The 26,854-nt window shown below is 74.1% G+C and carries 26 protein-coding genes; 10 read left to right on the top strand and 16 right to left on the bottom strand.

Annotation, left to right across the window (positions count from 1 at the left end):
- The first annotated feature begins 112 nt into the window (after nt 1-112).
- Nucleotides 113-1,465 carry an MATE family efflux transporter gene (locus C1N71_RS01220; RefSeq protein WP_137754743.1) on the top strand — a complete coding sequence of 451 codons (1,353 nt, stop codon included), beginning with the start codon at nt 113-115 and terminating at the stop codon, nt 1,463-1,465.
- 27 nt (nt 1,466-1,492) lie between these two features.
- Here C1N71_RS01220 and C1N71_RS01215 read toward each other — a convergent pair whose 3' ends face one another.
- From C1N71_RS01215 to C1N71_RS01205, 3 genes are all read right to left on the bottom strand, one after another.
- A complete protein-coding gene (locus tag C1N71_RS01215; protein ID WP_137754742.1) occupies nt 1,493-3,118 on the bottom strand; it encodes an ABC transporter permease in 1,626 nt (541 codons plus the stop codon).
- 1 nt (nt 3,119) lies between these two features.
- A complete protein-coding gene (locus C1N71_RS01210; RefSeq protein WP_137754741.1) occupies nt 3,120-4,148 on the bottom strand; it encodes an ABC transporter ATP-binding protein in 1,029 nt (342 codons plus the stop codon).
- Nucleotides 4,149-4,282: 134 nt separating this feature from the next.
- Nucleotides 4,283-4,588 carry a 50S ribosomal protein L12 gene (locus C1N71_RS01205; RefSeq protein WP_137754740.1) on the bottom strand — a complete coding sequence of 102 codons (306 nt, stop codon included), beginning with the start codon at nt 4,586-4,588 and terminating at the stop codon, nt 4,283-4,285.
- A 39-nt stretch (nt 4,589-4,627) separates the two neighbouring features.
- On the opposite strand from C1N71_RS01205, the gene C1N71_RS01200 reads away from it, so the two are divergent.
- Nucleotides 4,628-5,824 carry an MFS transporter gene (locus C1N71_RS01200; RefSeq protein ID WP_137754739.1) on the top strand — a complete coding sequence of 399 codons (1,197 nt, stop codon included), beginning with the start codon at nt 4,628-4,630 and terminating at the stop codon, nt 5,822-5,824.
- On the top strand, nt 5,821-6,516 hold the full coding sequence (gene nucS, locus C1N71_RS01195) for an endonuclease NucS (protein ID WP_137754738.1): 696 nt from the start codon (nt 5,821-5,823) through the stop codon (nt 6,514-6,516). The genes C1N71_RS01200 and nucS overlap by 4 nt, the downstream gene beginning before the upstream one ends.
- A gap of 507 nt (nt 6,517-7,023) precedes the next feature.
- On the opposite strand, the gene C1N71_RS01190 is transcribed toward nucS, so the two are convergent.
- The 3 genes from C1N71_RS01190 to hemB all read right to left on the bottom strand — a co-directional run bounded on the left by C1N71_RS01190 (nt 7,024) and on the right by hemB (nt 9,990).
- Complete coding sequence (locus C1N71_RS01190) at nt 7,024-7,245, bottom strand: hypothetical protein (RefSeq protein WP_137754737.1); 222 nt, start codon at nt 7,243-7,245, stop codon at nt 7,024-7,026.
- Nucleotides 7,246-7,544: 299 nt separating this feature from the next.
- Nucleotides 7,545-8,879 carry a glutamate-1-semialdehyde 2,1-aminomutase gene (hemL, locus tag C1N71_RS01185; protein ID WP_137754736.1) on the bottom strand — a complete coding sequence of 445 codons (1,335 nt, stop codon included), beginning with the start codon at nt 8,877-8,879 and terminating at the stop codon, nt 7,545-7,547.
- Nucleotides 8,880-9,012: 133 nt separating this feature from the next.
- Nucleotides 9,013-9,990, bottom strand: coding sequence for a porphobilinogen synthase (gene hemB / locus C1N71_RS01180; RefSeq protein WP_137754735.1), 978 nt, complete (start codon nt 9,988-9,990; stop codon nt 9,013-9,015).
- Nucleotides 9,991-10,260: 270 nt separating this feature from the next.
- On the opposite strand from hemB, the gene C1N71_RS01175 reads away from it, so the two are divergent.
- Both C1N71_RS01175 and C1N71_RS01170 read left to right on the top strand, forming a co-directional pair.
- Entirely contained in the window at nt 10,261-11,328 is a 1,068-nt protein-coding gene (locus C1N71_RS01175; RefSeq protein WP_175414043.1) for a winged helix DNA-binding domain-containing protein, read from the top strand.
- Nucleotides 11,329-11,444: 116 nt separating this feature from the next.
- Complete coding sequence (locus C1N71_RS01170; RefSeq protein ID WP_137754733.1) at nt 11,445-12,203, top strand: fructosamine kinase family protein; 759 nt, start codon at nt 11,445-11,447, stop codon at nt 12,201-12,203.
- Nucleotides 12,204-12,239: 36 nt separating this feature from the next.
- Here C1N71_RS01170 and C1N71_RS01165 read toward each other — a convergent pair whose 3' ends face one another.
- From C1N71_RS01165 to C1N71_RS01145, 5 genes are all read right to left on the bottom strand, one after another.
- Nucleotides 12,240-12,533 carry a hypothetical protein gene (locus C1N71_RS01165; protein WP_137754732.1) on the bottom strand — a complete coding sequence of 98 codons (294 nt, stop codon included), beginning with the start codon at nt 12,531-12,533 and terminating at the stop codon, nt 12,240-12,242.
- A 122-nt stretch (nt 12,534-12,655) separates the two neighbouring features.
- Complete coding sequence (locus C1N71_RS01160; protein ID WP_137754731.1) at nt 12,656-14,011, bottom strand: MFS transporter; 1,356 nt, start codon at nt 14,009-14,011, stop codon at nt 12,656-12,658.
- Between the two features lie 73 nt (nt 14,012-14,084).
- Nucleotides 14,085-14,537, bottom strand: coding sequence for a MarR family winged helix-turn-helix transcriptional regulator (locus C1N71_RS01155; RefSeq protein WP_217496019.1), 453 nt, complete (start codon nt 14,535-14,537; stop codon nt 14,085-14,087).
- A gap of 69 nt (nt 14,538-14,606) precedes the next feature.
- Nucleotides 14,607-15,494 (bottom strand): NAD(+)/NADH kinase, encoded by an 888-nt coding sequence (locus tag C1N71_RS01150; protein WP_137754729.1) that lies wholly within the window; start codon nt 15,492-15,494, stop codon nt 14,607-14,609.
- Nucleotide 15,495: 1 nt separating this feature from the next.
- Entirely contained in the window at nt 15,496-16,524 is a 1,029-nt protein-coding gene (locus C1N71_RS01145) for an SPFH domain-containing protein (RefSeq protein WP_137754728.1), read from the bottom strand.
- An 86-nt stretch (nt 16,525-16,610) separates the two neighbouring features.
- Here C1N71_RS01145 and C1N71_RS01140 point away from each other — a divergent pair, with 86 nt between their 5' ends.
- Nucleotides 16,611-17,300, top strand: a complete 690-nt coding sequence (locus C1N71_RS01140) for an NUDIX hydrolase (RefSeq protein ID WP_137754727.1) — start codon at nt 16,611-16,613, stop codon at nt 17,298-17,300.
- An 83-nt stretch (nt 17,301-17,383) separates the two neighbouring features.
- On the opposite strand, the gene C1N71_RS01135 is transcribed toward C1N71_RS01140, so the two are convergent.
- The 4 genes from C1N71_RS01135 to C1N71_RS01120 all read right to left on the bottom strand — a co-directional run bounded on the left by C1N71_RS01135 (nt 17,384) and on the right by C1N71_RS01120 (nt 21,327).
- Nucleotides 17,384-19,072 carry a class I SAM-dependent methyltransferase gene (locus C1N71_RS01135; protein ID WP_254678050.1) on the bottom strand — a complete coding sequence of 563 codons (1,689 nt, stop codon included), beginning with the start codon at nt 19,070-19,072 and terminating at the stop codon, nt 17,384-17,386.
- Nucleotides 19,069-19,659 carry an HhH-GPD-type base excision DNA repair protein gene (locus tag C1N71_RS01130; protein WP_137754726.1) on the bottom strand — a complete coding sequence of 197 codons (591 nt, stop codon included), beginning with the start codon at nt 19,657-19,659 and terminating at the stop codon, nt 19,069-19,071. The genes C1N71_RS01135 and C1N71_RS01130 overlap by 4 nt, the downstream gene beginning before the upstream one ends.
- A gap of 187 nt (nt 19,660-19,846) precedes the next feature.
- On the bottom strand, nt 19,847-20,071 hold the full coding sequence (locus C1N71_RS01125) for a hypothetical protein (protein ID WP_137754725.1): 225 nt from the start codon (nt 20,069-20,071) through the stop codon (nt 19,847-19,849).
- Complete coding sequence (locus tag C1N71_RS01120) at nt 20,071-21,327, bottom strand: inorganic phosphate transporter (RefSeq protein WP_137754724.1); 1,257 nt, start codon at nt 21,325-21,327, stop codon at nt 20,071-20,073. The genes C1N71_RS01125 and C1N71_RS01120 overlap by 1 nt, the downstream gene beginning before the upstream one ends.
- A 228-nt stretch (nt 21,328-21,555) precedes the next feature.
- Between C1N71_RS01120 and C1N71_RS01115 the strand changes: the two genes are divergently transcribed.
- The 4 genes from C1N71_RS01115 (at nt 21,556) to C1N71_RS01100 (ending at nt 25,372) form a co-directional block, all read left to right on the top strand.
- Complete coding sequence (locus tag C1N71_RS01115) at nt 21,556-22,266, top strand: GOLPH3/VPS74 family protein (RefSeq protein ID WP_137754723.1); 711 nt, start codon at nt 21,556-21,558, stop codon at nt 22,264-22,266.
- A gap of 202 nt (nt 22,267-22,468) precedes the next feature.
- The gene (locus tag C1N71_RS01110; protein WP_137754722.1) at nt 22,469-22,735 is read left to right on the top strand and encodes a hypothetical protein; all 267 of its coding nucleotides are present in this window, start codon (nt 22,469-22,471) and stop codon (nt 22,733-22,735) included.
- Nucleotides 22,736-22,799: 64 nt separating this feature from the next.
- Nucleotides 22,800-23,516 (top strand): VIT1/CCC1 transporter family protein, encoded by a 717-nt coding sequence (locus C1N71_RS01105; RefSeq protein ID WP_137754721.1) that lies wholly within the window; start codon nt 22,800-22,802, stop codon nt 23,514-23,516.
- Between the two features lie 173 nt (nt 23,517-23,689).
- Complete coding sequence (locus C1N71_RS01100) at nt 23,690-25,372, top strand: thiamine pyrophosphate-binding protein (protein ID WP_137754720.1); 1,683 nt, start codon at nt 23,690-23,692, stop codon at nt 25,370-25,372.
- Between the two features lie 480 nt (nt 25,373-25,852).
- Here C1N71_RS01100 and C1N71_RS01095 read toward each other — a convergent pair whose 3' ends face one another.
- Complete coding sequence (locus C1N71_RS01095) at nt 25,853-26,788, bottom strand: DUF1177 domain-containing protein (RefSeq protein ID WP_137754719.1); 936 nt, start codon at nt 26,786-26,788, stop codon at nt 25,853-25,855.
- Between the last annotated feature and the right edge of the window lie 66 nt (nt 26,789-26,854).

The raw sequence follows: 26,854 nt of genomic DNA, 5'->3' as shown, positions 1-26,854 counted from the left end.
CCTGCGGTTGCGGCCTCCTCGACCGGCTCGTGGAGAGGCGCGGTCAGATCGGAGCCGGACTCCCCCACCACCGCGTCCAGCTGCCGTCGCAGGTCGGGCATAGCCTCGATCCGTGAGCCAGGCGACCGCATCCACCCGTGCGGAGCGCCGGCGACTCGATCGCGACATCGTCGCGCTCGCGCTGCCCGCGCTCGGCGCGCTCGTCGCCGAGCCCGCCTTCCTCCTCGTCGACACCGCGCTCGTCGGGCACCTCGGTGCCGCGCAGCTCGCCGGGGTCGGAGTCGGCGGCGCGGTGCTGCAGACGGCCGTCGGCCTCCTCATCTTCCTCGCCTACGGCACGACGCCCGCCGTCGCGCGCCTCCTCGGCGCCGGCGACCGGCCCGGCGCCATCCGCGCCGGCATCGACGGCATCTGGCTCGCGATCCTCGTGGGGCTCGCGCTCGTCGCCGCCGTCCCGCTCGCGCATCCGCTCGTCGCGCTCTTCGGCGCCGCCGGCGACGTGACCGACCACGCGGCCACCTACCTGGGCATCTCGATCCTCGGCCTGCCCGCCATGCTCGTCGTCCTCGCGGCGACGGGCCTGCTTCGCGGGCTGCAGGACACCCGCACGCCGCTCGTCGTCGCCGGCGCGGGCTTCACCGCCAACGCGATCCTCAACGCCATCCTCATCTACGGCGCCGGGCTCGGCGTCGCAGGCTCGGCGATCGGCACCGTGCTCGCGCAGTGGGGCATGGCCGCGTTCTTCCTGGCGTTCGCGGTGCGCGAGGCGCGGCGCGAACGCGTGTCGCTGCGCCCCTCGCTCGCCGCGGTCGGCCGCGTCGCGAGCGTCGGCGTCTGGCTCCTGCTGCGCACGGTGTCGCTGCGCGTTGCCCTCATCGCGACGACGGTGGTGGCGACGCGGCTCGGCACCGACGTGCTCGCAGCGACCCAGGTGGCGTTCGCGCTGTTCTCGACGCTCGCGTTCGCGCTCGACGCGCTCGCGATCGCCGGGCAAGCCATGGTCGGCAAGGCGCTCGGGGCCGGCGACGCCGCGCTCGTGCGGCGCATCACGGGCCGCCTCGTGCGCTGGGGCGTCGTGGGTGGCGCCGCGCTCGGCGGTCTGCTGCTCGCGTTCGCGTGGCTCGTCGGCGGCGCGTTCACCTCCGATCCGGCGGTCATCGCCCTCCTGCCGTGGGCGCTCGTGCCGCTCGCCCTCGCGCAGCCGATCGCGGGCTTCGTCTTCGTGCTCGACGGCGTGCTCATCGGCGCCGGCGACGTGCGCTACCTCGCGTGGACGGGCATCGCGAACCTCGCCATCTGCCTCCCGCTGCTGCTCGTCGCGCTCCTGCCCGCCGTGCCGGGCGGCGCACCGGCGCTCGCCGCGGTCTGGCTCGCATTCTCGTTCGGGTACCTCGGCGCGCGTGCGCTCACCCTCGGCCTCCGCGCTCGCACGGATGCGTGGATGGTGCTCGGCGCCCGACGCTGACGCGCGGGCGCCGCGGGCCGCGCGGCGTCACACCGCCGCGTCGCGGCGGCGGAAGACGACGAGCGCGAGCGCGAGGGCGACGGCTGAGCCGGCGAGCATCCACCACGACGCCGACCAGTCGGGATGCGCGGCAAGCGGATCCGGGAGGTGGAAGAAGGGACTGACGTCCTGCAGCCAGTCCCAGCCGTCGCCGAAGAGCGGCGCGAGCTCGCCCAGCAGCATCGGCACGACGAGCAGCAGCCAGCCGAGCCATGCGCCGACCCCGGGCAGCAGCGCGACGAGCACGGCGCCCAGCGCGAGGTAGACCCCGAGCACCGGGAGCGTCGAGGCCGCGATGGCGACGACGGTGCCGGTGCGCGCCGCATCCGCCGACGCGAGCGACGCCGACGCGGCGGCGGCGAACGCCGTCATGACCAGCACGCCAGCGACGAGGGCGACGCCGAGCGTCGCGCCGAACCAGCCGAGCCGCGACGTCCTCGTGGCGAGTACCTGCTCGCCGTGCGCGAGCTCCTCGACGCGCATCCGCGTCGCGCCCTGCAGCACGGCCGCGCACGCGACGAGCGCGACGATGCCGGCGAGCGCGTGCACGAACGCGTCGATCGTGTCGCCGGACGATCCGCCCAGCGCCTGCACGAACGCCTCGAGCGTGGGGTTCGACGCGAGGGCGTCCGCCGCGTCGGGCGCGATGCGACCGATGAAGAGGCCGACGACGAGCGCGGCGACGATCCAGCCGATGGCGGCGCCGCGATGCAGGCGCACGGCGAGCCCGATCGGCGTGCCGAGCAGGGCGCCCGCTGCGCGTCGCCCACCCCGCTCGCGCACGAGCGAGGCGCCGAGCTCGCGCCGCAGCTCGAGCCCGACGACGACTACGACGAGCACCGCGAGCAGCGGGGCGAAGAGCGCGAGGGGTATCCACGACGGCGCCCAGCCGCCGGAGTCGGCGAACGGATGCGTCTGCGTGATCCAGCCGATCGGCGACGCCCACGCTGGCCATGCGGAGGCGACGTGCGCCAGATCCGAGCCGACGTCGGCGAGCGCGTCGCCGATGCCGCGCACGACGAAGGCGGCGCCGGCGATCGCGGCGGCGAGGCCGTTGGCGCCGCGGGACGTCGGCATGGTCTGCGCCGCGAGCAGGCCGACGAGGAGGAAGGTCAGCCCCGTGAGCAGCACGCCGAGCGCGACCAGCGCCGAGCCCTCGACCGGCAGCCCGATCGCGAGCGATCCGGCTGCGAGGGCCGCCGCCACGACCGCGACCTCGATCGCCCCGGCGACGATCGTGGCGGTCAGCGGCGCGAGGCGACCCGTCGGCGTCGAGCGCACGAGCTCGGTGCGCCCCGCATCCTCGTCCGCCCGCGTGTGCCGGACGGCGAGGAACGTGGCCATGAGCGCGATGGCGATGCCGAGGTAGGCGAGGGTCGAGACGACCATGACGGCGCCGAGGCTCGTGCCGGCTGGAGCACCGCGGAGCATCCGGAGGCTGGGGTCGGAGGCGATGAGCCCGACGAGGCTCGTGCGCGCCCGCTCGTCGAACGACGCACCGAGTCCCGCGCCGACCGCGGCCCACAGCCCGCCGAAGACGACGACCCAGATCGCGAGCGTGAGGCGGTCGCGGCGCAGGCGGATCGCGACGAGGTAGCCGATGCCGCGTAGCATCTCAGCGCTCCGGGCGAGCGTGGCGGCCGTGGTCGTGATCTGCCCGTGCCGCACCCGTCGAGGCTCGCTCCGCTCGCGTATCGCGCGGTCGGGAGGGCTCGTCGGCGTCGCCAGGCGCGTCGCCCGACGCGGAGGCGTCGTCGACGGGGCCGTAGTGCCGCAGGAACAGCTGCTCGAGGCTCGGCGGCTGCATCGTGAGACCCGGCAGGCTCCGCTGCGCCGCCCAGGCGAGGAAGCGCGGCGCGGCCTCGGGTGAGAGCGATCCGACCACGCGCCCACCGCGCACCGCGACGTCCTCGACGCCCGGCGCCTCGATGCGCGACGCATCCGCATCCGCATCGCCGACCTCCCACGAGACCTGGCTGTGCGAGAGATGCCGCAGTTCGGCGAGCGATCCCGCCTCGACGATGTGGCCGGCGCGGATGATCGACACGCGCGAGCACAGCTGCTCGACCTCGGAGAGGATGTGGCTCGACAGCAGCACCGTCGCCCCCGCGTCGGCGACGCGGCGCACCTCGGTGCGGAAGACCTCCTCCATGAGCGGGTCGAGTCCGCTCGTCGGCTCGTCGAGCACGTAGAGGTCGGCGGGCGTCGCGAACGCCGCGACGAGCGCGACCTTCTGCCGATTGCCCTTCGAGTACGCCTTGCCCTTCTTGCGCGGGTCGAGGTCGAAGGCCTCGAGCAGCCGCGCGCGATCGCGGGCGGGTGGGCGCTGGCCGCGCATGCGGGTGAGCACGTCGATCGCCTCGCCGCCCGTGAGGCTCGGCCACAGCGTCACGTCGCCGGGCACGTACGCGAGCCGCTCGTGGATGCGCGTGGCGTCGCGCCACGGGTCCATCCCGAGCACGCTCGCCTCGCCGCCGGACGCGCGCAGGAGCCCGAGGAGGATGCGGATGGTCGTCGACTTCCCCGCCCCGTTCGGCCCGAGGAATCCGTGGATCTCGCCCTGCTCGACGGACAGGTCGACCCCGTCGAGCGCCGTGGTGCGGCCGAAGCGCTTCTGCAGGCCGCTCGTCGCGATGACGCTCATGGGCGCGATGCTACGCCTGCGACGCCGCGGCGCAAGGGGCGATCCGATGGGTTCCCGCAGGGTCTCCCCGCAGCCGGTCGAGGGGCGCGCAAGCGCGAGCGAGCGAGCGTCCCGAGAACCCCGGGATCCGCCCCTCAGACGCCGGCGTCGAGCATCGCGCGGGTGCGGTCGCAGAGCTCCTTCGCCTCCGCGAGCCCCGCTCCGGTCTCGGCCCGCGTCTGCTTGATCGCCTCGATCTGCCGACCCTCGCGGAGGAGGTCGACGACCGCGGGCGAGACGGGATACGGCCACGGCGGCGTCGCCGGCGCGGCGATCGTGCCGTTGGGCGCCTGGTACCCCTGCTGCACGAACAGCCAGTCGAGCTGCTGCTCGAGCGTCGCGATCCGCTGCTGCAGCGGCGCGACCGCGGCGGCGACCGCCGCATCCATCTCGCTCGTCATGCCGCCCACGCTACGTCCGCTCGATGGGAGGATGGTGGGATGCGTGAGACGGTGCGGTGGCGGAACGCGGTGTTCGCCGTCTTCTTCGCGATGGGCTTCGGCTTCGCGTCGCTCGCAGCCCGGTTCCCGACCGCGCGCGACGCGCTCGACATCTCCGTCGACCAGCTCGGCCTCGCGCTGCTGGGCATCTCGATCGGGTCGATCGCGGGGCTGTCGACCGCGAGCCACGTCGTCGCGCGGCTCGGCACGCGCGCCGTCGTGTCGGTCGGGGTCGTCGTCGTCGGCGTCGGGCTCGCGATCGCTGGCTGGGGCGTCGAGGCGCGCTCGATGGCGGTGCTCGTCGTCGGGCTCGTCGTCACGGGACTCGCGAACGGCATCACCGACGTCGCGATGAACCTCTCGGGCGCCGCGAACGAGCGCGCCCTCGCGAAGCCGATCATGCCGATCTTCCACGCCTTCTTCTCGTTCGGCACCGTCGCCGGCGCCGGCTTCGGCGCGCTCGGCGAGGCGACCGGGCTCGGGATGGGGCCGCAGATGACGATCGTGCTCGTCGCGATCGGCGCGCTGTCGGTCGTCGTTCGACCGCGTCTCGTGGAGCAGCCCATCCAGCCCGAGGATCACGTCGGCTTCCGCGAGCGCCTGTCGGTGTGGACGGATGCGCGCACGTGGCTCATCGGCGGCCTCGTGCTCGGCATGGCCCTCACGGAGGGCTCGGCGAACGACTGGCTCGCGCTGCTGATGGTCGACGGCCACGACTTCGACCCCGTCGGCGCCGCGCTCGCGTTCGCGCTCTTCCTCACCGCGATGACGGCGGGCCGCCTCGCCGGCGTGCCGCTCATCGAGCGCTTCGGCCGCGTCGCGATGCTGCGCGCGACCGGCGCGCTCGCCGCCGTCGGCCTCGTGCTCGTCATCGTCGTCGACGACCAGGTCGTCGCCCTCGTCGGCACGGCGCTGTGGGGTCTCGGCGCCTCCCTCGGCTTCCCGATCGGCATGTCCGCCGCCGCCGACGACGCCCGCATGGCGACGGCCCGCGTCGGCGCCGTCGCGACGATCGGCTACGTCGCCTTCCTCGCCGGACCGCCCATGCTGGGCTTCCTCGGCGAGCATCTGGGCCTGCGCGACGCCATGTGGGTCGTGCTCGCCTTCGTCCTCCTCTCGCTCGCGACCTCGGCCGTCGCGCGCGAGCCGCGCACCGCATCCGGTGCACCCGATCCCGCCGCGGAGGTCCGCCCATGAGGCTCGTCGTCGCGACCTGCTCCGTCGACTACACGGGGCGGCTCACCGCCCATCTGCCGCTCGCCACGCGCGTGCTGATGCTGAAGGCCGACGGGTCGCTGCTCGTGCACTCCGACGGCGGCTCGTACAAGCCGCTCAACTGGATGTCGCCGCCGTGCACGATCGAGACGTCGGCGCCGAGCCCGGACCAGGCCGAGGCGGGCGTCACCGAGCTGTGGACCGTCACGCACCAGAAGACCGGCGACGCGCTCGTCGTGCGGCTGCACGAGGTGCACAGCGACTCCTCGCACGAGCTGGGCGTCGACCCGGGGCTCACGAAGGACGGCGTCGAGTCGCACCTGCAGGCGCTGCTCGCCGACCAGATCGAGCTGCTCGGCGAGGGCTACGAGCTCTGGCGCCGCGAGTACATGACGCCGATCGGACCCGTCGACATCCTGGCGCGCAACGAGGCGGGCGCGACGATCGCGGTCGAGATCAAGCGGCGCGGCGGCATCGACGGCGTCGAGCAGCTCACCCGATACCTCGAGCTCATGAACCGCGACCCGCGCATCGCACCCGTGTCCGGGATCTTCGCGGCCCAGGAGATCGCGCCGCAGGCGCGCACGCTCGCCGAGGACCGCGGCATCCGCTGCGTCGTGCTCGACTACGACGCGATGAAGGGCATCCAGAGCAAGCGGCCGACGCTCTTCTGACGCGCCTCGGCCCTGGGCCGTTCGCGTTTCGCAGGCGATCCCGGATCTCGAGGGGGATCTTCCCTTTGGAGGCGGAATCGCCTGCAGAACGCGCAGCGCCCGCGCGGAGTCGTTGCGTTTCGCAGGCGATCCCGGGCCTCGAGGGGGATCTTCCCTCCAGACGCGGAATCGCCTGCAGAACGCGCAGCGCCCGCGCGGGGTGGTTGCGTTTCGCAGGCGATCCCGGGTGGCGGAGGGGTATCTTCCCCCTGCCCACCGGCATCGCCTGCAGAACGCGCAGCGCCCGCGCGAAGTCGTTGCGTCTCGCAGGTGATCCCGGGCCTCGAGGGGGATCTTCCCTCCAGACGCGGAATCGCCTGCAGAACGCGCAGCGCCCGCACGGGGTGGTTGCGTTTCGCAGGCGATCAGGGGTGGCGAAGGGGTATCTTCCCCCTACCCACCGGCATCGCCTGCGAGACGCACAGCGGCTCGCAGACCGGCCGCTGGTGCGGCCGTCGGCGCGGCGGGTCAGTCGCGCGACGAGTACGGCTGCACGTGGTCCGGGATGTCGACCGGGCCCGTGCGCGGCGTCTCGTCGGAGCGCGACGAGTACGGCTCGACGTGGTCGGGCGTCGGATCGGGCGCGGCGCCGCCGCCGAAGTCGTGGTCCTCGAACGGAGGACGCGCGTCGGCGGAGGCGGGCTCGGTCTGGGTCTGGGTCTGGGTCTGCGTGGCGTCGTCGGCACTCATGGACGCGACGCTACGCCCGCCGCCGGCCGAGCGCCCCGGGGGTTGACGGGCGCGGCCCGGTGCGGCTCGGAACGCGGCGTCGGCCACGGAGCACCGCGGCCGGTCGAGCGACGCCGATCGCGCCGGTCGACGACCCACGGGGGTGAGATGTGCACGCAAGCGAGGCGGCACGCGCACGTGTGCGATGGTCATCCGCTGGCGCGCACATCTCCCCGAGCCTGGCCGTGAGCGTGGTCCGAGCGTCCGCGCCGCGATGACGACCGCGACCGATCCGCCGGCCGCGCTCGGCCCCGCCGCGCTCAGGCCGGCCGGGCTGCAGCGGCGGCGCGGGCCGCAGCGGGGAGCGCCGCGAGCACGCGCTCGATCGCCGCGTCGTCGTGCGACGCCGTGACGAACCACGACTCGAACAGGCTCGGCGGCAGCGCGACGCCGCCGTCGAGCATCGCGTGGAAGAAGGGCGCGTGGCGGAAGACGGCCTGCGCCTTCGCGTCGTCGTACGTGCGCGGCGCGGACGCGGCGAACGCGAGCGAGAACAGGCTGCCGACCCGCGGGATCACGTGCTCGACGCCCTCGGCGGCGAGCGCATCCGACAGCCCGGCCGTGATCGCGTCCGCCACGGCGTCGAGGCGCGCGTAGACGGCGTCGTCGGCCAGGCGCAGCTGCGTGAGGCCCGCGGCGACGGCGAGCGGGTTCCCCGACAGCGTGCCCGCCTGGTAGACGGGGCCGAGCGGGGCGAGGAGCTCCATGACCTCGCGGCGTCCGCCGAGCGCCGCGAGCGGCATGCCGCCGCCGACGACCTTGCCGAACGTGAGGATGTCGGGCGCCTCGTCGCCCGCCGTGCCCTCGATGCCCCACATGCCCGAGGGGTGCACGCGGAAGCCCGTGAGCACCTCGTCGCTGATGAGCAGCGCGCCATGCGCATGCGCCGTGCGCGCGAGGAAGGCGTGGAAGCCCGGACGCGGCGCGATGAGGCCGATGTTCGCGGGCGCCGCCTCGACGATGATCGCCGCGATGCGGTCGCCGTGCTCGGCGAATGCGGCCTCGACGGCCGCCTCGTCGTCGTACGGCAGCACGATCGTCGTCGCCGCGACGGCGTCGGGGATGCCCGACGACCCGGGCATCGCGAGCGTCGCAAGGCCCGAGCCCGCCGCGACGAGCAGCGCATCCGAGTGCCCGTGGTAGTGCCCGTCGAACTTCACGAGCAGGTCGCGACCCGTCGCGCCGCGCGCGAGGCGGATGGCCGTCATTGTCGCCTCCGTGCCCGTGGACACGAGGCGCACGCGCTCGGCGATGGGCACGCGACGCGTGATCTCCTCGGCGAGCTCGACCTCGGCGCCGGTCGGCGCGCCGAACGACAGGCCGCGCGACGCCGCCTGCTGCACCGCATCCACGATCGCCGGATGCGCGTGGCCGAGCAGCGCCGGACCCCACGACGCGACGAGGTCGACGCGCTCGACGCCCTCGACGTCGGTCACGTACGCACCCCGGGCGCTGCGGATGAACCGCGGCGTGCCGCCGACGGAGCCGAACGCGCGCACCGGCGAGTTCACGCCGCCGGGGATCGCGGCCCTCGCGCGGTCGAAGAGGGCGTCGTTGGTGGTCTCGGTCGTGTCGGTGGCGGTCGTGTCGGTCATGCTCGGTCCCTGCTCGTCTGCTGCGTCGTCGTGATGTGCGTTTCGCAGGCGATTCGGCCTCTCGAGGGGTATCTTCCCTCGAACCCCCATGATCGCCTGCGAAACGCGAGAAGGATGCGGTCGGCGGGGGCGGTCAGCGCAGCGACACGGCCAGCTCGACCGCCCAGTAGGTGAGCACGGCATCCGCACCCGCGCGCACGATCGACGTGACCGACTCCGCGATGGCCCGGTCGCGGTCGATCCAGCCGTTCGCGGCCGCCGCCTCGACCATCGCGTACTCGCCGGAGACCTGGTACGCCCACACGGGCACCTGCGCCTCGTCGGCGACGTCGCGCAGCACGTCGAGGTAGAAGGACGCGGGCTTCACCATGAGCACGTCGGCGCCCTCGGCCTCGTCGAGGGTCGCCTCGCGCAGTCCCTCGCGCGCGTTGGCCGGATCCTGCTGGTAGGTGCGCCGGTCGCCCTGCAGGCTCGAGCCGACGGCCTCGCGGAAGGGACCGTACAGGGCGGATGCGTACTTCGCCGCGTAGGCGAGGATCGCTGCGTCCTCGTAGCCTGCGTCGTCGAGCGCGTCGCGCACGAACGCGACCTGGCCGTCCATCATGCCGCTGAGGCCGACCATCTCCGAGCCCGCGTCGACCTGCGCGATCGCCATCTCGGCGTAGCGCTCGAGCGTCGCGTCGTTGTCGATGCCGCCCCACTCGTCGAGCACGCCGCAGTGGCCGTGGTCGGTGAACTCGTCGAGGCACAGGTCGGTCTGGATGACCGTGTCGTCGCCGAAGCGCTCGTCGAGCGCCGCGGTCGCCCGGTTGAGGATGCCGTCCGGGTCGATGCCCGCCGAGCCCGTCGCATCCTTGTCCTCCTCCTTCGGCACGCCGAAGAGCATGACGCCGCCGACGCCCGCCTGGATCGCCTCCTCGACGGCGCGGCTCGCGGAGTCGATCGTGTGCTGCACGACGCCCGGCATGCTGCCGATGGGGCGCGGCTCGTCGATGCCGTCGGCCACGAACATCGGCAGGATGAGCTGGCTCGGGTGGATGCGGGTCTCGGCCACCAGCCTTCGCAGGGCGGGGGTGCGTCGGAGCCTGCGCGGACGGATCGTGGGACTCACCCATCCAGGGTACGGCGGTCAGCGACGGCTGCGGCGGTGTTCGCGCTCGGCGCGAGCGCCACGAGCGCTCCTCCCGAGCCGCGGCATCGGCGACGCACGGTGGCGGTGGCCACGAACGGCAGGACGGTGGCCACGAAGGGTCGCCCTTCGTGGCCGATGCCGACCCTTCGCGGCCAGTCGTCGACCCTTCGCGGCCAGTCGTCGACCCTTTGTGGCCAGTCGGGCGGATGCCGACGGGCGGGCGTCGGCGGCGCACGGCATGCTGGGCGCATGGTGCGGAGGCTCACGGGCGACGAGCGGCGGCTGCTCGGCATGCGCGTGCGCGCGCAGCTGCTCGACGAGCCGGCACCCTCCCCCGCCGACGCCGTCGGGTGGATGCTCGCGATGCAGGCGCAGGACTGGTTCGGCGCGCTGTGGGCGGTCGCGCAGCGCAGCGCTCCCGGCACGACGACGGCCGACGTCGAGGCGGCGCAGGCGGGCGGCGCGATCGTGCGCTCGTGGCCGATGCGCGGCACGCTGCACTGGACGCGTGCCGAGGACATCCGCTGGCTCGCGACCCTCACCGCCGATCGCGTGGACCGACGCGACGCGACGCGCATGCGCTCGCTCGGACTCGACGAGGAGGCCCTCGTGCGATCCCGAGCCGTGGTCGAGCGCGCGCTCGCCGATGGGCCCGCGTCACGGCAGGCGCTGCTCGACGCGCTCGTCGCGGCAGGTCAGCCGGTCGACGCGCAGCGCGGGCCGCACATCCTCGGCTGGCTCGCCCGTCACGGTCACGTCGTCATGACGAGCCGCACCGACTACGCCCTGCACGACGCATGGGTCGCGACCCCGCGTGCGCTCGACGGCGACGAGGCGCTCGAGGAGCTCGCGCGGCGCTACCTCCTGAGCCACGGACCCGCCACGGTGCACGACCTGGCCTGGTGGGCGGGGCTCACGGTGGCGGATGCGCGACGCGGCGTCGACGCGGTGCGCGACGAGCTCGACGCGTGGGAGGTCGCGGGCACGACCTACCTGCACGCGCCCGGGCTCGAGCCTGCGGCCGGCGTGCTGCTCGTCGCGCCCTTCGACGAGCTCGTGCTCGGCTACGCCGATCGGTCGATCACGCTGCGCGGTGAGCCGCTCGAGCGCATCGTGCCCGGCGCCAACGGCATGTTCCTGCCGGCCGTCGTGGTCGACGGCGCCGTCGTCGGCACCTGGCGCCGCACGACGACGGCCTCGAGCATCCGCGTCGCGGTGGAGCCGTGGACGCCCGTGCCCGCGCGTCAGGGCCCCGCGCTGCGACGCGCGGTGCGCGCCTACGGCACGGCCAACGGGATGCCCGCAGCGCTCGACTGAGGCGCCCTGGCCGCGGCGATCGATCGCGGTCGCCGGCGTCGCGCTCGAGGCGAGCGGCATCGGCCGTCGGCCCGGTCGCGACCGGTCGTGCCCGCGCCGGCACGGGAGGATGGGGCATGGCCTCGTTCACGAAGCACGTCCGCTGGGGCGCCGACGCCGCCGCGTGGGAGGTCGCGAGCCTGCGCTGGCTCGTCGACGCCGAGCAGCACGGCGGTGCACGCGTCGCGCGCGTGCTCGCCCACGACGGCGCGACGATCGCGCTCGAGCGCCTCGAGCCCGCCGCTCCCACTCGCGCGCACGCCGAGGCGTTCGGGCAGGCGCTCGCCGCCACGCACGCGGCAGGTGCCCCGGCATGGTGCGCGCCGCCGCCCGGCTGCGAGGGCGAGGGATGGATCGGTCGTCAGCGCCAGCCCATGACGCCTGCGGCGTCGTGGGCCGACTCGTTCGCGCACCAGCGCATCCTGCCGTTCGTGCGCGCCGCGGTCGACGCCGGCCACCTCGATCCCGATGGCGCCGCGGTCGTGGAGCGCGTGTGCGGCCGGCTCGTCGACGGCGCCTTCGACGACGACCGCTCCCCCGCGCGCATCCACGGCGACCTGTGGAGCGGCAACGTGCTCTGGACGGCGGACGGCGCCGTCCTCATCGACCCGGCCGCTCAGGGCGGGCATCCGCTCACCGACCTGGCGATGCTCGCGCTCTTCGGGCTGCCGCATCTCGACGTCGTGCTCGACGCCCACGCGGAGGCGGCGGAGCTCGAGGGCGAGTGGCGCGACCTCCTCGGGCTGCACCAGCTGCATCCGCTCGCCGTGCACGCCGTCAGCCACGGCCCGTCGTACGGCGCCGAGCTCGTCGCGGTCGCCCGCCGCTACGTCTGACGACCGCGCGGCTCGACGCGGCACCGACCACCCCGCTCAGGACAGGCCGAGCTCCGGCCCCGTGAGGCGCTGCTGGCGCTCACGGAGGTCGTCGATCGCGAGATCCGCCCCGACGACGTCGGTGAACGGGTCGTCCGCAGGCCCGACCGCGAGCGCGATGCCCGAGCCGACGAGCAGGTCGCAGGACTCCGCGCCGCCGCCGGACACGATCGGGATCGACACGACGTCGACGGTGCCGTGCGTCGCGAGCGACTTCGCATAGGCGAGCAGCTCGATCGCGACGCGGTCCGACGACGTCACCGCCTGGCCGGCGTACAGGATCGATCGCATCGCGCCCTCCTCGCTCCCATCCGCCCTCGCATCCACGGTCCTCCCGCGCAGCACGGGCCCGCAAGCCCCCTGCGTGGGGCTTGCGGGCTCGTGCTGCGCGTGCGACGCGCCGGACGCTTGGCTCAGCGGCCGTCGCGACCGGCGAGCGCTCGGATCGCGGACGCATCCTCGTCGAGCGCGTCGTCGACGAGCACGACCGGCTCGGCCGGTGCGTCGCCGGCGGCGGTCGGCAGCACCTGCTCGTCCGCCGCCTCGGCGGCGGCGACGCCCTCGGCGATGCGGTGGCCGGAGGCGGCGAGCAGCACGATGGCGCCGACGATCGCCGCCACGGCGATCCAGAACGGCACGTGGATGCTCACCGCGGTGCCGACGACGCCCGCGACGAACGGCGCCAGCCCGCCGCCGAAGAAGCGCACGAACGAGTACGACGCGCTCGCGACCGGCCGCTCGACGGGCGCGACCTGCATGACCGCCTGCGTGACGAGCGTGTTGTTGAGGCCCGAGCAGATGCCCGACACGATCACGGTCGCGACGAGCACGGCGGCGACGTCGGTCCAGATCGCCATCGCGACGAGGTCGAGCGCCATGAGCACGAAGGCGCCCACGAGCACGGGCACGAGCCCGAAGCGGCGTTCGAGCCGCGGCGCGACGACGACGGCGAAGAGCGCCACGAGGAGTCCCCAGCCGAAGAAGATCATGCCGAGCGAGATCGCGTCGAAGCCGAGCAGCAGCGGCGCGTAGGCGAGCACGGTGAAGAACGCCCAGTTGTAGAGCAGGGCGACGAGGCTCAGCACGAGCAGGCCGCGGTGCCGCAGGGCCTTGAGCGGCGCGGACAGGGGCAGCCGACGCGCGGTCGTCGGCGCGTTCGGCACGAAGAGGATGGTGCCGACGAGGCCGACGAGCATGAGGATCGAGACGCCGAGGAAGGGCCACTGCCAGCCGGCGGAGCCGAGGATGCCGCCGAGCAGCGGGCCGACGGCGATGCCGATGCCCATCGCGGCCTCGTAGATGGCGATGGCGCCGGGCACGCCGCCCGTGGCGCTGCCGACGATGACGGCGAGGCTCGTCGCGATGAAGAGCGCGTTGCCGAGCCCCCATCCGGCGCGGAACCCGACCATCGCGTCGATCGTCGGCGAGAGGCTGGCGAGCGCGGCGAACGCGACGATGACGACGAGGCCGAGGATGAGCGTGCGCTTGCCGCCGATGCGGCTCGACACCCAGCCGGTGCCGAGCATCGCGACGGCGGTGACGAGCAGGTAGCTCGTGAAGAGCAGCTCGACCTGCGCGTGGCTCGCATGCATCTGCTCGCCGATCGCGGGCAGGATCGGGTCGACGAAGCCGATGCCCATGAACGAGATGACGCATGCGAACGCGACGGCCCACACCGCCTTCGGCTGACGGAGGATGCTCGCCGTCGGGTGGGCTGCGTGGGACGGCGGGCGCGGAGCGGCTGCTGCGATGGACGTGTCGGTGGGCATGGGTTCGACCTCTCTCGTGACGGGTGGTGCGACGGCGTCGCGAGAGGCGCCGGGGCGGGGCGGATGCGCGGGACTACCGCGGGGTCTGGAGCGCGCGCGATGACGGGGCGGGGTTCGCGGCGAGGTGCTCGAGCGCGGGCAGCGCCGCGGCGAGGGCGGCGCGCTCGTCGGCGTCGACCTCCTCGAGCACGGCGGCGAGGGCGTCGGCGCGCGCGGCGCGGCGCTCGGCGCTCAGAGCGGCACCCGCATCCGTGGCCGCGACGAGCACGGCGCGGCCGTCGCTCGGATCGTGACGACGCTCGACGAGGCCCTCGCGCTCGAGGCGACGCACGAGCTGCGTCATCGCGGGCTGCGTGACGTGCTCGGCGTCGGCGAGCGCAGTGAGGCGCGTGGGGCCCTCGGTCGCGAGCACGTACAGCGTCGACGCGGCGATGGACGAGAGCCCGCCGGGCAGATCGGCGCCGCGCACGCGACGAGCGATGCGCTCGAGCGCGGCACTCAGCCGTGCGACGTCCTGCAGCTCCATGCGTCCATTGTATAACATCCTTATGCATCCCGTCCAGACGAGCGAGGTTCGCGGCCGGTCGGGCGTCGGTCAGCGCACCGTGCGCAGCGTGCGGGATGCGACGCGCACCTCCACGCGCTGCCCCCACGCGAGGGCGAGTCGGTCGGCTTCGATGCCGTCGCCGAACGCCACGAGGGCATCCGACTCGACGCGCAGCGCGAGCACCGCCTCCTCCGCCAGGCGCCCGGCCACGAGGTCCGCCCCCGTCGACGGGCTCGGCCACGGCTCGCGGGCGAACCACGCGAGCGCGCGCTCGGTCGGGCGAGGCAGCGCGAGCCCGGGCGCCTGGATGCGGGCGATCGACCGGCACCAGCCGCTCGCCCCCGTGCCGCTCGAGACGATGACGCCCGACGACGACTGCCGCTCCACGCGGCCCCCCGCCTCGAGCGCGTAGCGCGCCGACTGATGGCCGGGCTGGCCGACGAAGACCTCGTTGAGCGCGACGAGCGACTGCCCGTCGTCGGTGCGCACCTCGACCATCGTGCGCTCGTCGAACGCCGCCTCGCCGGCCGCTGCGGCGCGGATGAGGCGCGCCGCATCCGCGGGCGCGTGCGGCACGAGCACGCCCGCGTTGGCACCCGGCAGCGGATCGATGCCGACGACGGGCTGGCTCGCGAGGTACTTCGCGACGTTCGCGACGAGACCGTCCTGCCCCACGACCACGACGACGTCGGCGGGCTCGAAGACGAAGCGGGCGAGCTCGGCGCGCTCGACGGATGCGCGCCGCCAGTCGGCGGGGATCGCGGCGGCGACGGCGTCGAGGGCGGCGGTCGTGGCCGCGTGCCGCTGCTCGACCGGCTCGAGGGACTGGCCGCGGGTCTGCAGGAAGAAGCCCGCCTGCCCGATCGTGCCGTGCGCGGCGACGAGCTCGTCGCGCTCGGTCGCGCGGCGCACGACGACGACGCGAGGGGCGGGCATCTCAGCGCCCCGTCGTCGCGGCGGCCGGAGCGGCCCCGCCGCCCAGCAGCCCGCCGAGCACGTCGGTGAGCAGGTCCGGCGTCACCGTGAGCCGCTCGATGCTCGGCAGGTTCGCCGCGAGCTGCTGCAGCGCGAGCGCCGTGAGCACCTCGGGGGCGACGTCGCGGTAGGCGTCGAGCCGCGCGCGCTCCGCGGCGGCCTTCGCCTCGCCGAGGGCGCGATCGGCGTCGGCCCTGGCCTCCGCGACCGTGCGCACCTTCGCCGCGTCCGCATCCGCCGCGATCGCCCCCGCGGCCGCCGCCTCCTCCGCCTCCCGGCGCGCGTTGGCCCCGCGCCTGGCGATGAGGTCCTCCTGCCGCCGCGCGAGCTCGATCTGGTTCGCCAGCTCGTTCTCGCCGATCGCGGCCTCGCGCTCGACGGCGAGGGCGCGGCGGGCGAAGGTCGCCTTGTCGGCGTCCTCCTGGATGCGCTCGCGCGCGGGAGTCTGCATGGCGCGCTCGACGTCGGGCTCGGGGCGCAGGAGCCCGAAGCGCACGCCGACGACCTCGAGCCCGACGTCGGCGATGCGCGCGTCGCCGCGCAGCGCATCGGTGACCCGACCGCCGAGCGCCGTCGGATCCGCGCGCAGCGCCTGCTCGAGCGACTCGGGCGCCAGCAGGGCGACGACGGCGGCGGCCGTCGCGCCGTGCAGCATCGCGGCGATCGTCTCGAGCGGCTGCTCGAGCCATGCGCCCGAGGCGAGGTCGATGGAGAAGTCGATGCGCCGCGCGGCGAGCTCGGGATCGGCGACGCGGAAGGTCACGGTCGCGGGGGCCGTGAGCTGCTGCAGGTCGGCCGTGCGCAGCGTCACGAGCACCGGCAGCTCGCGATCGTCGAGCGGCACCTCGCTGATCGTCGCGTCGATCGCGCGGAACCAGAACGCCTGCCCGGCGCCGGCGTGCTGCACGAGGCCCTTCGCGCGGTGCTCCGCGTAGGCGGTCGGCCCGGTGCTGCAGTGCCGCAGGAACGGGATGCGGGTGATGGTGGCCATGACATCCTCCTTCGTGATTGTCGTCACCACGACGATAACTCTCCAGCCGATTGTCGTCAAGGTGACGAGATCGCTAGGCTGCCGCCGTGGACTCCCTGCCGATCACGAGCGTCGCCGTCGACCTCGTCGTGCTCACCATCCGCGAGCGCGCGCTGCACGTGCTGCTCGTCGAGCGCGGCATCGCGCCGTTCGCCGGCACGTGGGCGCTGCCGGGCGGGTTCGTGCTGCCCGACGAGGACCTCGCCGACGCCGCCGACCGCGAGCTCGCCGAGGAGACGGGCATGCGCGAGGGCATCCACCTCGAGCAGCTGCGCACCTACGGCGCCCCCGGGCGCGACCCGCGGGGACGCGTCGTGAGCGTCGCGTGGCTCGCCCTCGCCCCGGATCTCGGCGAGCCGGCCGCCGGATCCGACGCCGCGGGCGCGCGCTGGTGGCCCATGGATGCGGTGCGCGCGGGCGACGTGCCCCTCGCCTTCGACCACGCCGAGATCGTCGCCGACGGCCTCGAGCGCGCCCGCGCGAAGCTCGAGTACTCGTCGCTCGCGACGGCGTTCTGCCCGCCGGAGTTCACGGTCGCGCAGCTGCGCGCGGTCTACGAGGCGGTGTGGGGCATGCCGATCGACCCGCGGAACTTCCACCGCAAGGTCACCGGCACGCCGGGCTTCGTCGAGCCCACGGGCGCCACGGTCGCCGAGGGTGCGGGTCGCCCCGCCCGCCTGTTCCGCCGCGGCCCGGTCGACACGCTGCATCCCCCGCTCGTCCGCGCGGAGTCCTGACTCGCGCCCCCAGGCTCCGCAGAGATCTCAGGTTTTCGGCCCTTTCTGACCTCACAAAGGGCCGAAAACCTCACATCTGCGACTCAGTGGGGGCGGCGGGCGACCAGCAGCACGTGGGTGTCGGGCCAGGGGACGGGGTCGCCCGACGAGTCGAGCAGCGTGGCGTCGGGGTCGAAGCGGTGCTCGACCATCCACTCGTTGCGCCACGGGCCCGATCGCTCGTCGACCTCGAGGCCCGCATCCTCGACGAGCGCCACCCAGTCCGACCACGACAGCGCGCAGAAGCGCTCGTGCATCTCCGAGAGCCAGTTGCCCGTGTAGTGCACCTTCGTCATGAGCTCCATCGCGTCGCCCTGGGCGAGGGCGATCGTGCGCTCGTCGACGACCTCGTACGGCCACGGGCTGCCGGATGCGGCGCGGAAGTCCTGCGCGAACTGCGCGACGCGCGAGCCCACGGGCAGCGCATCCAGCACCGCCGCGACCTCCTCGTTCGATCCCTGCAGGTGCTGGGCCGGCGTGCGCACGTCGCCGTCGGCGAAGCGCAGCAGCACCCGTCGGTCGAGCTCGGCGGGGCCGCAGACGTCGGAGTTGATCCACACGCCGCCCGGCTGCGTCTGCGCCGCGATCGTCCGTGCGAAGCGCTCGAGCGATGGGATGCCGTCGCCGTAGGAGACGATCTCGTGCGTGAGCGCGAACGTCAGCGTCGTCGCGATCGACCGGTCGGGGAAGAGCGGGCCCGCCATGATGTTGCGCCGGTAGAAGTACGTGCTCGGGTTCTCGAAGACCCCCTGCGAGAGCTTGTGCACGCATTCGGCGAACAGCGGCGCCGCGACCTCGATGCCGATGAGGTCGGACTCCGCGAGCGCCGGCTCGCGCGCGGCGAGCTCGAGCATGCCGCCCGTCGCGCATCCGACGTCGACGATGCGACCCGGCACGACGAACGGCCGCGCCTGCGCCCACTTGCGCGGCGCCGCCGACTCGAACGAGCGCATGTACGAGCGGTAGTCGCGGGTGTCCGTGAGCCCGCCCTCGTCGCCCACGACGGGATCGGCCGCGACCATCCGCGCGAGCTCGTCGAGGCCGTAGCGATCGACGACGTCGAGGCTCGCGGGATGCACGCCGCGCCGCCAGCGGTCGTCGCCGGGCCGCGACGTCGCGAGCTCGTCGAGGTGCGACCACGGGGGCCGGGCGTCGGATGCGGCCTCGAGCGGCGCGATGCGGTAGCCGAGCGCGCGGTACATCGCCGCGACCGCCTCCGTCGAGCACGCGACGATCGCCGTCTGCGGCGTCGGCACGAGGCGCGACGCCGTGGCGTGCTCGATCGCCTTGAGCGTGAGCTCGGCGAACCGATCGGTCGGCGGCACGTCGACGACGGGCACGACGACCGAGGGGATGCGCTCGACGTGCGCGAGGATCTCGATCGCCGCCTCGCGCCGGTTGCCGGGGAAGGGGTTGCGGCGCGTCGACGACTGGTTGGCGCTCGTCACGGCCCAGACGACGACGGTGTGCGGCGCCATGGCGATCGGCACGCCGTCCTCGTCGCGCTCCTCTCCGGTGAGGATGCGCCGCAGCGCGCGCACCTGGAAGCGCGTGAGCAGGTGGTGGCGCCCGGGGAGGATGACCATCGAGGGCGCCGATGCGGGATGCGGCACGACGATGGCCTCGTCGGCGCCCACCGTCGCCGCCTCCCCGGAGTGCGGTGCGGGAACGAGGGGCACGACGGTCGACGGGGCGGCCGCGGGGTCGGCGGCCGCTCGGTCGTGGCCCCTCACGCCCTCGACGCCTTGGCGGCCTTCGCCGCCGCCTTGGCGGCCTGCTTCGTGGCGCGGACGCGCTGCAGCGAGTCGGCGTCGACGATGTCGGCGACCGAGCGGTACGCGCCCTCCTCGCCGTAGGCGCCCGCGGCATCCCGCCACCCCGCGCCGTCGAAGCCGCGCTGCTTGCCGAGCAGCGCGAGGAAGATGCGCGCCTTCTGGTCGCCGAACCCGGGCAGCGCCTTGAGGCGGCGCAGCACCTCGGCCCCGTCGGGTGCCCCGCGCGTCCAGATCGCGGCGGCGTCGCCATCCCACTCGTCCACGATCGCCCGCGCGAGGTCCTGCACGCGCGTCGCCATCGAGCCGGGGAAGCGGTGCACGGCGGGCTTCTCGGCCATGACCTCGGCGAACGCGTCGGCGTCCATGCCGGCGATGCGCTGCGGGTCGAGGTCGCCGAGGCGATCGTGGAGCTTCGCGGGTCCGGCGAACGCCGTCTCCATCGTGATCTGCTGGTCGAGCAGCATGCCGGTGAGCAGCGCGAACGGGTCGTCGGAGAGCAGGCGATCGGCGGCGTCGTCGCCCGTGATGTGGAGCGCGGAGGTCATGCTCTCAGCATCCCGCATCCATGCGGCTCGCGGCAGCCGCTTGCCTCGGCGCCTTCGTTGCGAGGTACGCATCTCGCGCGCAGGTACGCCGATCGCAGTACCTCGCGACGAGGTGCGTACCTCGCAACGCGAGATGGGTACCTCGCTGCGAGACGGGTACCTCGGAACCGCGGCGACGAGGGCGTCGTCAGATGCCGAAGAGCGCCTTGCCGAAGACGATGAGCACGATGCCCATCGCGGCGAGCAGCACGCACACGCCCATCGCCGTCCAGCCGAGCACGCGGTTGCGCGGCGCTGACTGCTCGAGCTGGCGCGCGCCGAGCGCGTAGATCGTGGGGATGCCGGCGCCGAGCAGCAGCCCGACCGTGAGCACCGCGACGATGGAGACGAGCAGGGCGGAGAGGTCGAACATCACGCACCGTCCTTCGAGCGGCGGCGCTTGCGGGGCTTCGCGACGGGTGCGATGCCGGACGCGACCGTCGACAGCTCGCGGTCGATCGCCTTCTTGCGCTCGCGCTTGACCTGCTTGCGCTCCTCCTTGGGCAGCGCATCCCAGTCGTCGCCGACGTTCGCGTGGTCGACGTGGCTCTGCCGCGACCGCAGCCACATCGCCGCGCACGCGACGATGAGCACGGCCGTGATGACGACGGCGCCCCACAGGTGCCCGAACAGGCCGGCGATGAGGAAGCACACGGCGCCCACCGCGCCGGCGGCTGGCAGCGTCACGATCCACGCGAGCAGCATGCGCCGCGCGACCGACCAGCGCACGGTCGCGTCGGTGCGCGCCATGCCCGAGCCGATGACGGAGCCGGATGCGACGTGCGTCGTCGACAGCGGCAGGCCGAGGTGGCTGGAGGTGAGGATGATCGACGCGCTCGAGAAGTCCGCCGACATGCCCTGCCGGGGCGAGATGTCGACGATGCCCTTGCCGAGGGTGCGGATGACGCGCCAGCCGCCCATGTACGTGCCGGCGGCGATCGCGAGCGCGCAGACGACCCGGATCCACAGCGGCATGTCGGCGTCGGGGTCGAGCGACCCGTGCGCGACGAGGGCGAGGAAGATGACGCCCATCGTCTTCTGCGCGTCGTTCGTGCCGTGCGCGAGCGACATGAGCGACGCGGCGCCGATCTGGCCCCATCGGAAGCCGCGCTGCTCCGTGCGCGTCGAGATGCGTCGCGTGACGCGGTGCACGAGCCACGTGCCGGTGAAGGCGACGAGTCCGGCGATGACGGGCGCGAGGAGCGCGGGGATGAGGATCTTCTGCGCCACGCCGCCCCACAGCACGCCCGTGAGGCCGAGCGCGGCGATCGTCGCGCCGATGAGGCCGCCGAAGAGCGAGTGGCTCGACGACGACGGGAGGCCGAACAGCCACGTCAGGACGTTCCAGATGATGGCGCCCGTGAGCCCGCACAGCACGATGAGCATCAGCGACTCGCCGTCGACGCCCGTGAGGTCGACGATGCCGGAGCCGACGGTGCGTGCGACCTCGATCGACAGCATGGCGCCGACGAGGTTGAGGGACGCCGACAGCGCGACCGCGACCTTGGGCTTCAAGGCGCCGGTCGCGACCGAGGGGGCCATGGCGTTCGCCGTGTCATGGAAGCCGTTCGTGAAGTCGAACGCCAGCGCCACGAGGACGACGATCACGAGGATCGCGAGCTCCTGCATCGACCTCGATCATTCACCATCCGTTCACCGTCTGTCGACCTGAGGCGACGGATCGGCTGGCCATCGGAGGGCTGGGACCAGCCGAGGGAGGGTCGGCAGGCGGACGCGCAGGGGCCGCGTCCCGCGCGCACGTGCTCGCCGGGGCCGCGGTCGCAGCGCCCGCATCCGTCGATCGGCGTCCGTCCCGCGATGGATGCGCCGTCCAGCGCGCGTGCGTAGCGTCGCGGCATGGACATCCAGGCGACCATCCCCGAGACCGTGCTCCTGCTCGCCCTCGACGACGAGACGGGCAAGCCCGTGCTCGACTCGACCACGCTGCTGCAGACCCTCGGCGGCGCCGGCCTCGCCGAGCTCGTCGTGCGCGGCCGCCTGCGCCTCGCCGAGGAGGGCGAGCCGGGCGGCACGAAGCCCGGCCGGTTCGTGGCGTCGACGTCGGTCGTCGAGCCCGAGCTCGAGGCGTTCGTCGAGCACGCCGAGGGGCGGAAGTCCTCGGATGCGCTCGCGCGGGTCGTGGGATGGGGCGGCTCGCGCTCGGTCGCGTCGCGGCTGCGCGCCGAGCTGCTCGGCGAGCTCGTGGCCGAGGGGGCGTTGACGCACGCGGAGACGCGCTGGCTCGGCATCGCGTGGTCCGAGCGGTGGGAGCGCGGCGCCCGCACCGAGCGCGAGGACGCGATGCAGGCCCGCGCGCGGGCGCTGCTGCAGGACGGGCAGCCGACGCCCGCCGACGAGCGGCTCGTCGCCGCGCTCGCGATCCTGCACGGCGCGAAGGCGCTGCCGAAGGTCTTCGCCGACCTCGACGCGACGGCGCTGCGGGCTCGCGCCGACGACCTCGCGCGCGGATCGTGGTCGAGCGAGGTCGTGCGCAAGGCCATCGAGGCGATGCAGGTGGCGATGATGGTCGCGACGACGGTGCCGATCGTCACCGCGACGTCGAGCTGACCCTCGGCTCAGAAGCACCCGTCGTCGTCGATGGGCATGCGGGCTCCTTCGCTCGGGTGGCGCGGGCGGGATCGCCCGCACTCGAGGCGACGCAGGCGAGCCCACTGGGTCGGTCGATCCCGTGGACGCTTCCGGCTCCGCCCTGCGCGAACCGGCCCCGGATCCCAGGCTCCGGCCAAGGTTCGCGGCCGACGATGGAGGCATGACCACGACTCGTCGCCGTTCCAACGCCGCGGCCTGGATCGCCTTCTGGACCGGGCTCGCAGGGCTGCTGCTCATGCCCATCCCGCTTTTCATCGGCCTCATCCTCGGCGGCGGCCTCTCGCTCGTCGCCGCGGTGTTCGCCGTCATCGGCCTGCTCAAGGGCCTCGCGCGCGGCGGCGCGGGCATCGCGCCGGTCGTCTTCGCCGCGATCTTCATCGCGCTCACGTGGGGCGGCATCTCGATCGGCGGCGGCACGGTCTGGTAGCGGCCCGGCGCCGCCGGCTGTCGCGTCGCGCTCCACCGCGCGACCGAGATGCCAGGATCGCGGCATGGGCGAGACGGATGCGCGGCACGAGCCGCATGACGAGGGCGTGCTGGGCAGGCTCAACTGGCTGCGCGCGGGCGTGCTGGGCGCGAACGACGGGATCGTGTCGGTCGCGGCGGTGCTCGTGGGCGTCGCGGGCGTCACGACGCAGACGGGCCCGCTCGTGACGGCGGGGGCTGCCGCGCTCGTCGGCGGTGCGATCTCGATGGCGCTCGGCGAGTACGTGTCGGTGTCGTCGCAGCGCGACAGCGAGCGCGCCCTCATCGCGCTCGAGCGGCGCGAGCTGGAGGAGGACCCGGAGGGCGAGCTCGCCGAGCTCGTGGGCCTCTGGGAGCAGCGCGGCCTCGACCACGAGACCGCGACGCTCGTCGCGACGCGGCAGACCGAGCACGACGCCCTGCAGGCGCATCTCTCGATGGAGCTCGGCATCGACGAGGAGACCGTGACGAGCCCGTGGCAGGCGGCCGCCGCATCCTTCCTTGCCTTCTCCGTGGGCGGCATCCTGCCACTCGCGGCGATCCTGCTCGCGCCCGTCGACGTGCGCGTGTGGGTCGCGATCGCGGTGGTGCTCGTCGCGCTCGGCGTCACGGGCGCGCTCGGCGCGCGCCTCGGTCGTGCGCCATGGCAGCGGGCCACGGTGCGCGTCGTCGTCGGCGGCGGCATCGCCCTCGCCGTGACCTACGGCATCGGCTCGCTGCTGGGCGTCGCCGGCGTCGGCTGACGCTCGATGCCGATCGAGCCTGACGCGACGAGTCGAGTGCGGAGTAGCATGCTCCCGTCAGGCTGCGACGAGGCAGCCGGCGCTCGGAAAAGGGGCGCTGATCCGCACCGCCGCATGGCGCGCGGCGAGACACATACGGAATCCATCCGTCCCTGCTCTCGAGAGGCCCCGCCATGCCCATCGTCTCCGCGCACGTCGCCCACGCGCTCGCCGCCCACGCCGACACCGTCTTCGGCGTCATGGGCAACGGCAACGCCTATCTGCTCGACGCCGTCGAGCGCGACACCGACATGACGTTCGTCGCCGTGCGGCACGAGGCGGGCGGCGTCGTCGCCGCGGACGTGCACCAGCGCGCGTCGGGCCGCCTCGCCGTCGCCACCGCGACCTACGGCGCGGGCTTCACGAACACGCTGACGCCGCTCGCCGAGGCCGTGCAGGCGCGCGTACCGCTCGTGCTCGTCGTCGGTGACGAGCCCACGACGGGCGCGCGGCCGTGGGACGTCGACCAGGTCGCGCTCGCCGCCGCCGTCGGCGCGCGCACCTGGGTCGTCGGCCTCGCCGACCCTGCAGGCACGACCCTCGACGCCATCGAGCACGCGCTCGCGCACCGCACCGCCGTCGTCGTGGCGCTCCCCTACGACATCGCCGCCGCGGACGCCGGCCCCCTGCACTCGCTGCGCGAGCTCGCGCTGCCGTCGCGCGTGCCGCCGACGGCATCCGAGGTCGACGCGGTCGCGCACCTGCTCGCCGGCGCCGAGCGCCCCGTGATCCTCGCGGGCCGCGGCGCGTGGCTCGCGGGCGCCGGCGCTGCGATCGACGCCGTGGCGGATGCGGTCGGCGCACTCACGACCGCGAGCGCCCTGGGCCGCGGACTCGTGGCGCGCGACGAGCACGACCTCGGCGTCGCGGGCGGCTTCGGCGCCGAGGCGGCGATGGCGCTCGTGCACGAGGCGGACGTCGCGCTCGTCGTCGGCGCATCCCTCAACCAGTTCACGATGCGCTTCGGGGAGCTGTTCGGCGAGGATGCGCACGTCGTGCAGGTCGACGTGTCGACCTCGGCGACGAACGCGCGCGTCGACACGTTCGTCCACGGGGACGCCCGCCTGACGCTCGAGGCGATCGCCGCGGCGCTCGACGGGATCGGCGAGCCCGCGGCCGGATGGCGCGCGTCGGTCGACGCCGTCGCGGCCCGCCGCCAGGAGCGCGGCGACGGCATCGCCGCCGACGGTCGGCTCGACCCGCGCACCGCCGCGGCGCGCATCGGCGAGCTGCTGCCCGCGGACCGCGTCGTCGTGACCGACGGCGGCCACTTCCTCGGCTGGGCGAACATGCACTGGCCCGTCGCGGCGCCCGACCGGCACCACATGGTCGGCACCGCGTACCAGTCGATCGGGCTCGGGTTCCCGTCGGTGCCCGGCGCCGCCGTCGCGCATCCGGACGCCACGATCGTGCTCGCGACCGGCGATGGTGGCGGTCTCATGGCGCTCGCCGACCTCGAGTCGGCGGTGCGCGTCGCGGGCGGCCGCGGCGTCGCGACGGTCTGGAACGACGCCGCCTACGCCGCCGAGACGACGCTGTACGGAGGCAAGGGCCTCGCCGAGCCGCCGATGCTGATCCCCGAGGTCGACTTCGCCAGCCTCGCGACGGCCGTGGGCGCGGAGGGCGTCGTCGTGCGCACGATGGACGACCTCGAGCGCCTCGGCACCTGGGCGCAGGAGGATCCCGCCACGCGCCGCTTCCTGCTGCTCGACCTGCGCATCTCGCGCGAGGTCGTCGCGCCGTACCAGGAGGAGATCATGCGCGTGAACCAGTCGCCGACCAGGGCGCAGATCGCCGCGGAGCCGGTGCCGGCCTGACCCCGTCGGTCCGCGCAGTACGTCCGCTCGGCGTCTAGGCGAGCGTGCGCCGGCGCGCGCCGACACCGCTCCCCGTTCCGTCTCGCAGGCGATCCCGCCTCTGGAGGGAGCATCCCCCTCCCGAGCCGAGATCACCTGCGAAACGCACGCGGCAACCGCTCTGACCGCCGTTCTGCAGGCGATCCGGGTGGGTCGAGGGAAGATGCCCCTCCACCACCCGGATCGCCTGCGAATCGCGCGCAGCGACAACCGGGACTTGCGTTTCGCAGGTGATCTCGGCTCTGGAGGGAGCATCGCCCTCGCGGTCCGGGATCGCCTGCGAAACGCGCGTGACAGCGACCGGGGACTTCCGTTTCGCAGGTGATCCCACCTCACGAGGGAGCATCCCCCTCCCGAGCCGAGATCGCCTGCGAAGGGACGCGGCAACGGCGCGGACCTTGCGAGACGCACCGCGGACGAGCCGGCGACGCGCGCCGCGCGTCAGTCGCGCAGCACCCGCAGGTGGGCCATCGACCCGTACTGCTCCTGCAGCAGCGCGAGCTGCTCCGGGTCGTGGAAGCGCGCGATGCCGCGGCCGTGGTCCTTCGCGACCTCGATCGCGAAGCGCACGGCCTGCTCGACGTCGTGCAGGTCGGTCGCGCCGGTCGCCGATCCGGGCACGGCGGTCTCCGCCACGATCGCCACGCCCACGACGGGTGCCGCCGTCGCAGTCGCCGGCTGCACGAGCGAGTTCACGTGGTAGACGCCGTTGCCGTACGGCGTGATGTCCTGCATCGTGATCGGCATCACGACGGGCGACCGGCCCGTCGATCGGCTCACCACGTCGAGCAGCGACTCCGACACCCGCAGGATCCAGCCGTCGACGATCGTCGGCGTGATGGCGATGCCCTTCGCGTTGCAGATGCGGTTGCCCTTCGTGGTGTCGATCGAGAGGATCGCGTCCATCTCGTCGGTCACCTCGTGCGCGTTGCTCGTCTGCTGCGCGACGACCGAGCCCATGAACGGCACGGGATCGTGCGGCTGGGTGGGGGCGTCGGGGTCGATGTGCGTCGCGACGATCACGTCGCCGGGCAGGCGCTCGCCACGTCGCGCCATGTCGAGCAGCTTCGCCGCGATCGTCACGGCTGCGAGCGCACCGTCGCCGTCGCTCACGAAGCCGATCTGCTCGGGCCGCGCGCCGAGGCCGCCGAGGCGTCCGAGGATGCCGAGCGTGGGCGCCGCGCCTCCTCGCGCCGTGCCGTCGGTGCCGGGGATGCGCACGCGCACGAAGTCCGTCTCGCCACCGTCGCCCGCGACGACGTCGACCTCGACGTCGACGCCCGGATCGATGGCGCGCAGGTGCGCCGCGACCGTCGCCCCGCGCACGGCGGGGTCGTCGAGCAGGTCGTAGGCGGCGATGAGATGGCTCCAGGACATCGGTGGATGGCTCCTCGTGGTGGGTCGCGGGCGCGACGGGATGGGATGCGCTCGGTCGTCGCATCC

Origin of the sequence: Agrococcus sp. SGAir0287, assembly GCF_005484985.1 — a bacterium.
Lineage (GTDB): Bacteria > Actinomycetota > Actinomycetes > Actinomycetales > Microbacteriaceae > Agrococcus.
Note: the sequence above shows the minus strand (reverse complement) of the source record. Positions and strands in the feature narration are given on the sequence as shown.

Coding starts and splice junctions, on each gene's coding strand:
- C1N71_RS01215 (WP_137754742.1), bottom strand. CDS start 3,118: ATGCTACGCGGCATCGGCTACCTCGTCGCGATCCGCCTGCGCCGCGAC.
- C1N71_RS01210 (WP_137754741.1), bottom strand. CDS start 4,148: ATGAGCGTCATCGCGACGAGCGGCCTGCAGAAGCGCTTCGGCCGCACC.
- C1N71_RS01205 (WP_137754740.1), bottom strand. CDS start 4,588: ATGACGAGCGAGATGGATGCGGCGGTCGCCGCCGCGGTCGCGCCGCTG.
- C1N71_RS01200 (WP_137754739.1), top strand. CDS start 4,628: ATGCGTGAGACGGTGCGGTGGCGGAACGCGGTGTTCGCCGTCTTCTTC.
- nucS (WP_137754738.1), top strand. CDS start 5,821: ATGAGGCTCGTCGTCGCGACCTGCTCCGTCGACTACACGGGGCGGCTC.
- C1N71_RS01190 (WP_137754737.1), bottom strand. CDS start 7,245: ATGAGTGCCGACGACGCCACGCAGACCCAGACCCAGACCCAGACCGAG.
- hemL (WP_137754736.1), bottom strand. CDS start 8,879: ATGACCGACACGACCGCCACCGACACGACCGAGACCACCAACGACGCC.
- C1N71_RS01175 (WP_175414043.1), top strand. CDS start 10,261: ATGGTGCGGAGGCTCACGGGCGACGAGCGGCGGCTGCTCGGCATGCGC.
- C1N71_RS01170 (WP_137754733.1), top strand. CDS start 11,445: ATGGCCTCGTTCACGAAGCACGTCCGCTGGGGCGCCGACGCCGCCGCG.
- C1N71_RS01165 (WP_137754732.1), bottom strand. CDS start 12,533: ATGCGATCGATCCTGTACGCCGGCCAGGCGGTGACGTCGTCGGACCGC.
- C1N71_RS01160 (WP_137754731.1), bottom strand. CDS start 14,011: ATGCCCACCGACACGTCCATCGCAGCAGCCGCTCCGCGCCCGCCGTCC.
- C1N71_RS01155 (WP_217496019.1), bottom strand. CDS start 14,537: ATGGAGCTGCAGGACGTCGCACGGCTGAGTGCCGCGCTCGAGCGCATC.
- C1N71_RS01150 (WP_137754729.1), bottom strand. CDS start 15,494: ATGCCCGCCCCTCGCGTCGTCGTCGTGCGCCGCGCGACCGAGCGCGAC.
- C1N71_RS01145 (WP_137754728.1), bottom strand. CDS start 16,524: ATGGCCACCATCACCCGCATCCCGTTCCTGCGGCACTGCAGCACCGGG.
- C1N71_RS01130 (WP_137754726.1), bottom strand. CDS start 19,659: ATGACCTCCGCGCTCCACATCACGGGCGACGACGCCGCCGATCGCCTG.
- C1N71_RS01125 (WP_137754725.1), bottom strand. CDS start 20,071: ATGTTCGACCTCTCCGCCCTGCTCGTCTCCATCGTCGCGGTGCTCACG.
- C1N71_RS01120 (WP_137754724.1), bottom strand. CDS start 21,327: ATGCAGGAGCTCGCGATCCTCGTGATCGTCGTCCTCGTGGCGCTGGCG.
- C1N71_RS01115 (WP_137754723.1), top strand. CDS start 21,556: ATGGACATCCAGGCGACCATCCCCGAGACCGTGCTCCTGCTCGCCCTC.
- C1N71_RS01110 (WP_137754722.1), top strand. CDS start 22,469: ATGACCACGACTCGTCGCCGTTCCAACGCCGCGGCCTGGATCGCCTTC.
- C1N71_RS01105 (WP_137754721.1), top strand. CDS start 22,800: ATGGGCGAGACGGATGCGCGGCACGAGCCGCATGACGAGGGCGTGCTG.
- C1N71_RS01100 (WP_137754720.1), top strand. CDS start 23,690: ATGCCCATCGTCTCCGCGCACGTCGCCCACGCGCTCGCCGCCCACGCC.
- C1N71_RS01095 (WP_137754719.1), bottom strand. CDS start 26,788: ATGTCCTGGAGCCATCTCATCGCCGCCTACGACCTGCTCGACGACCCC.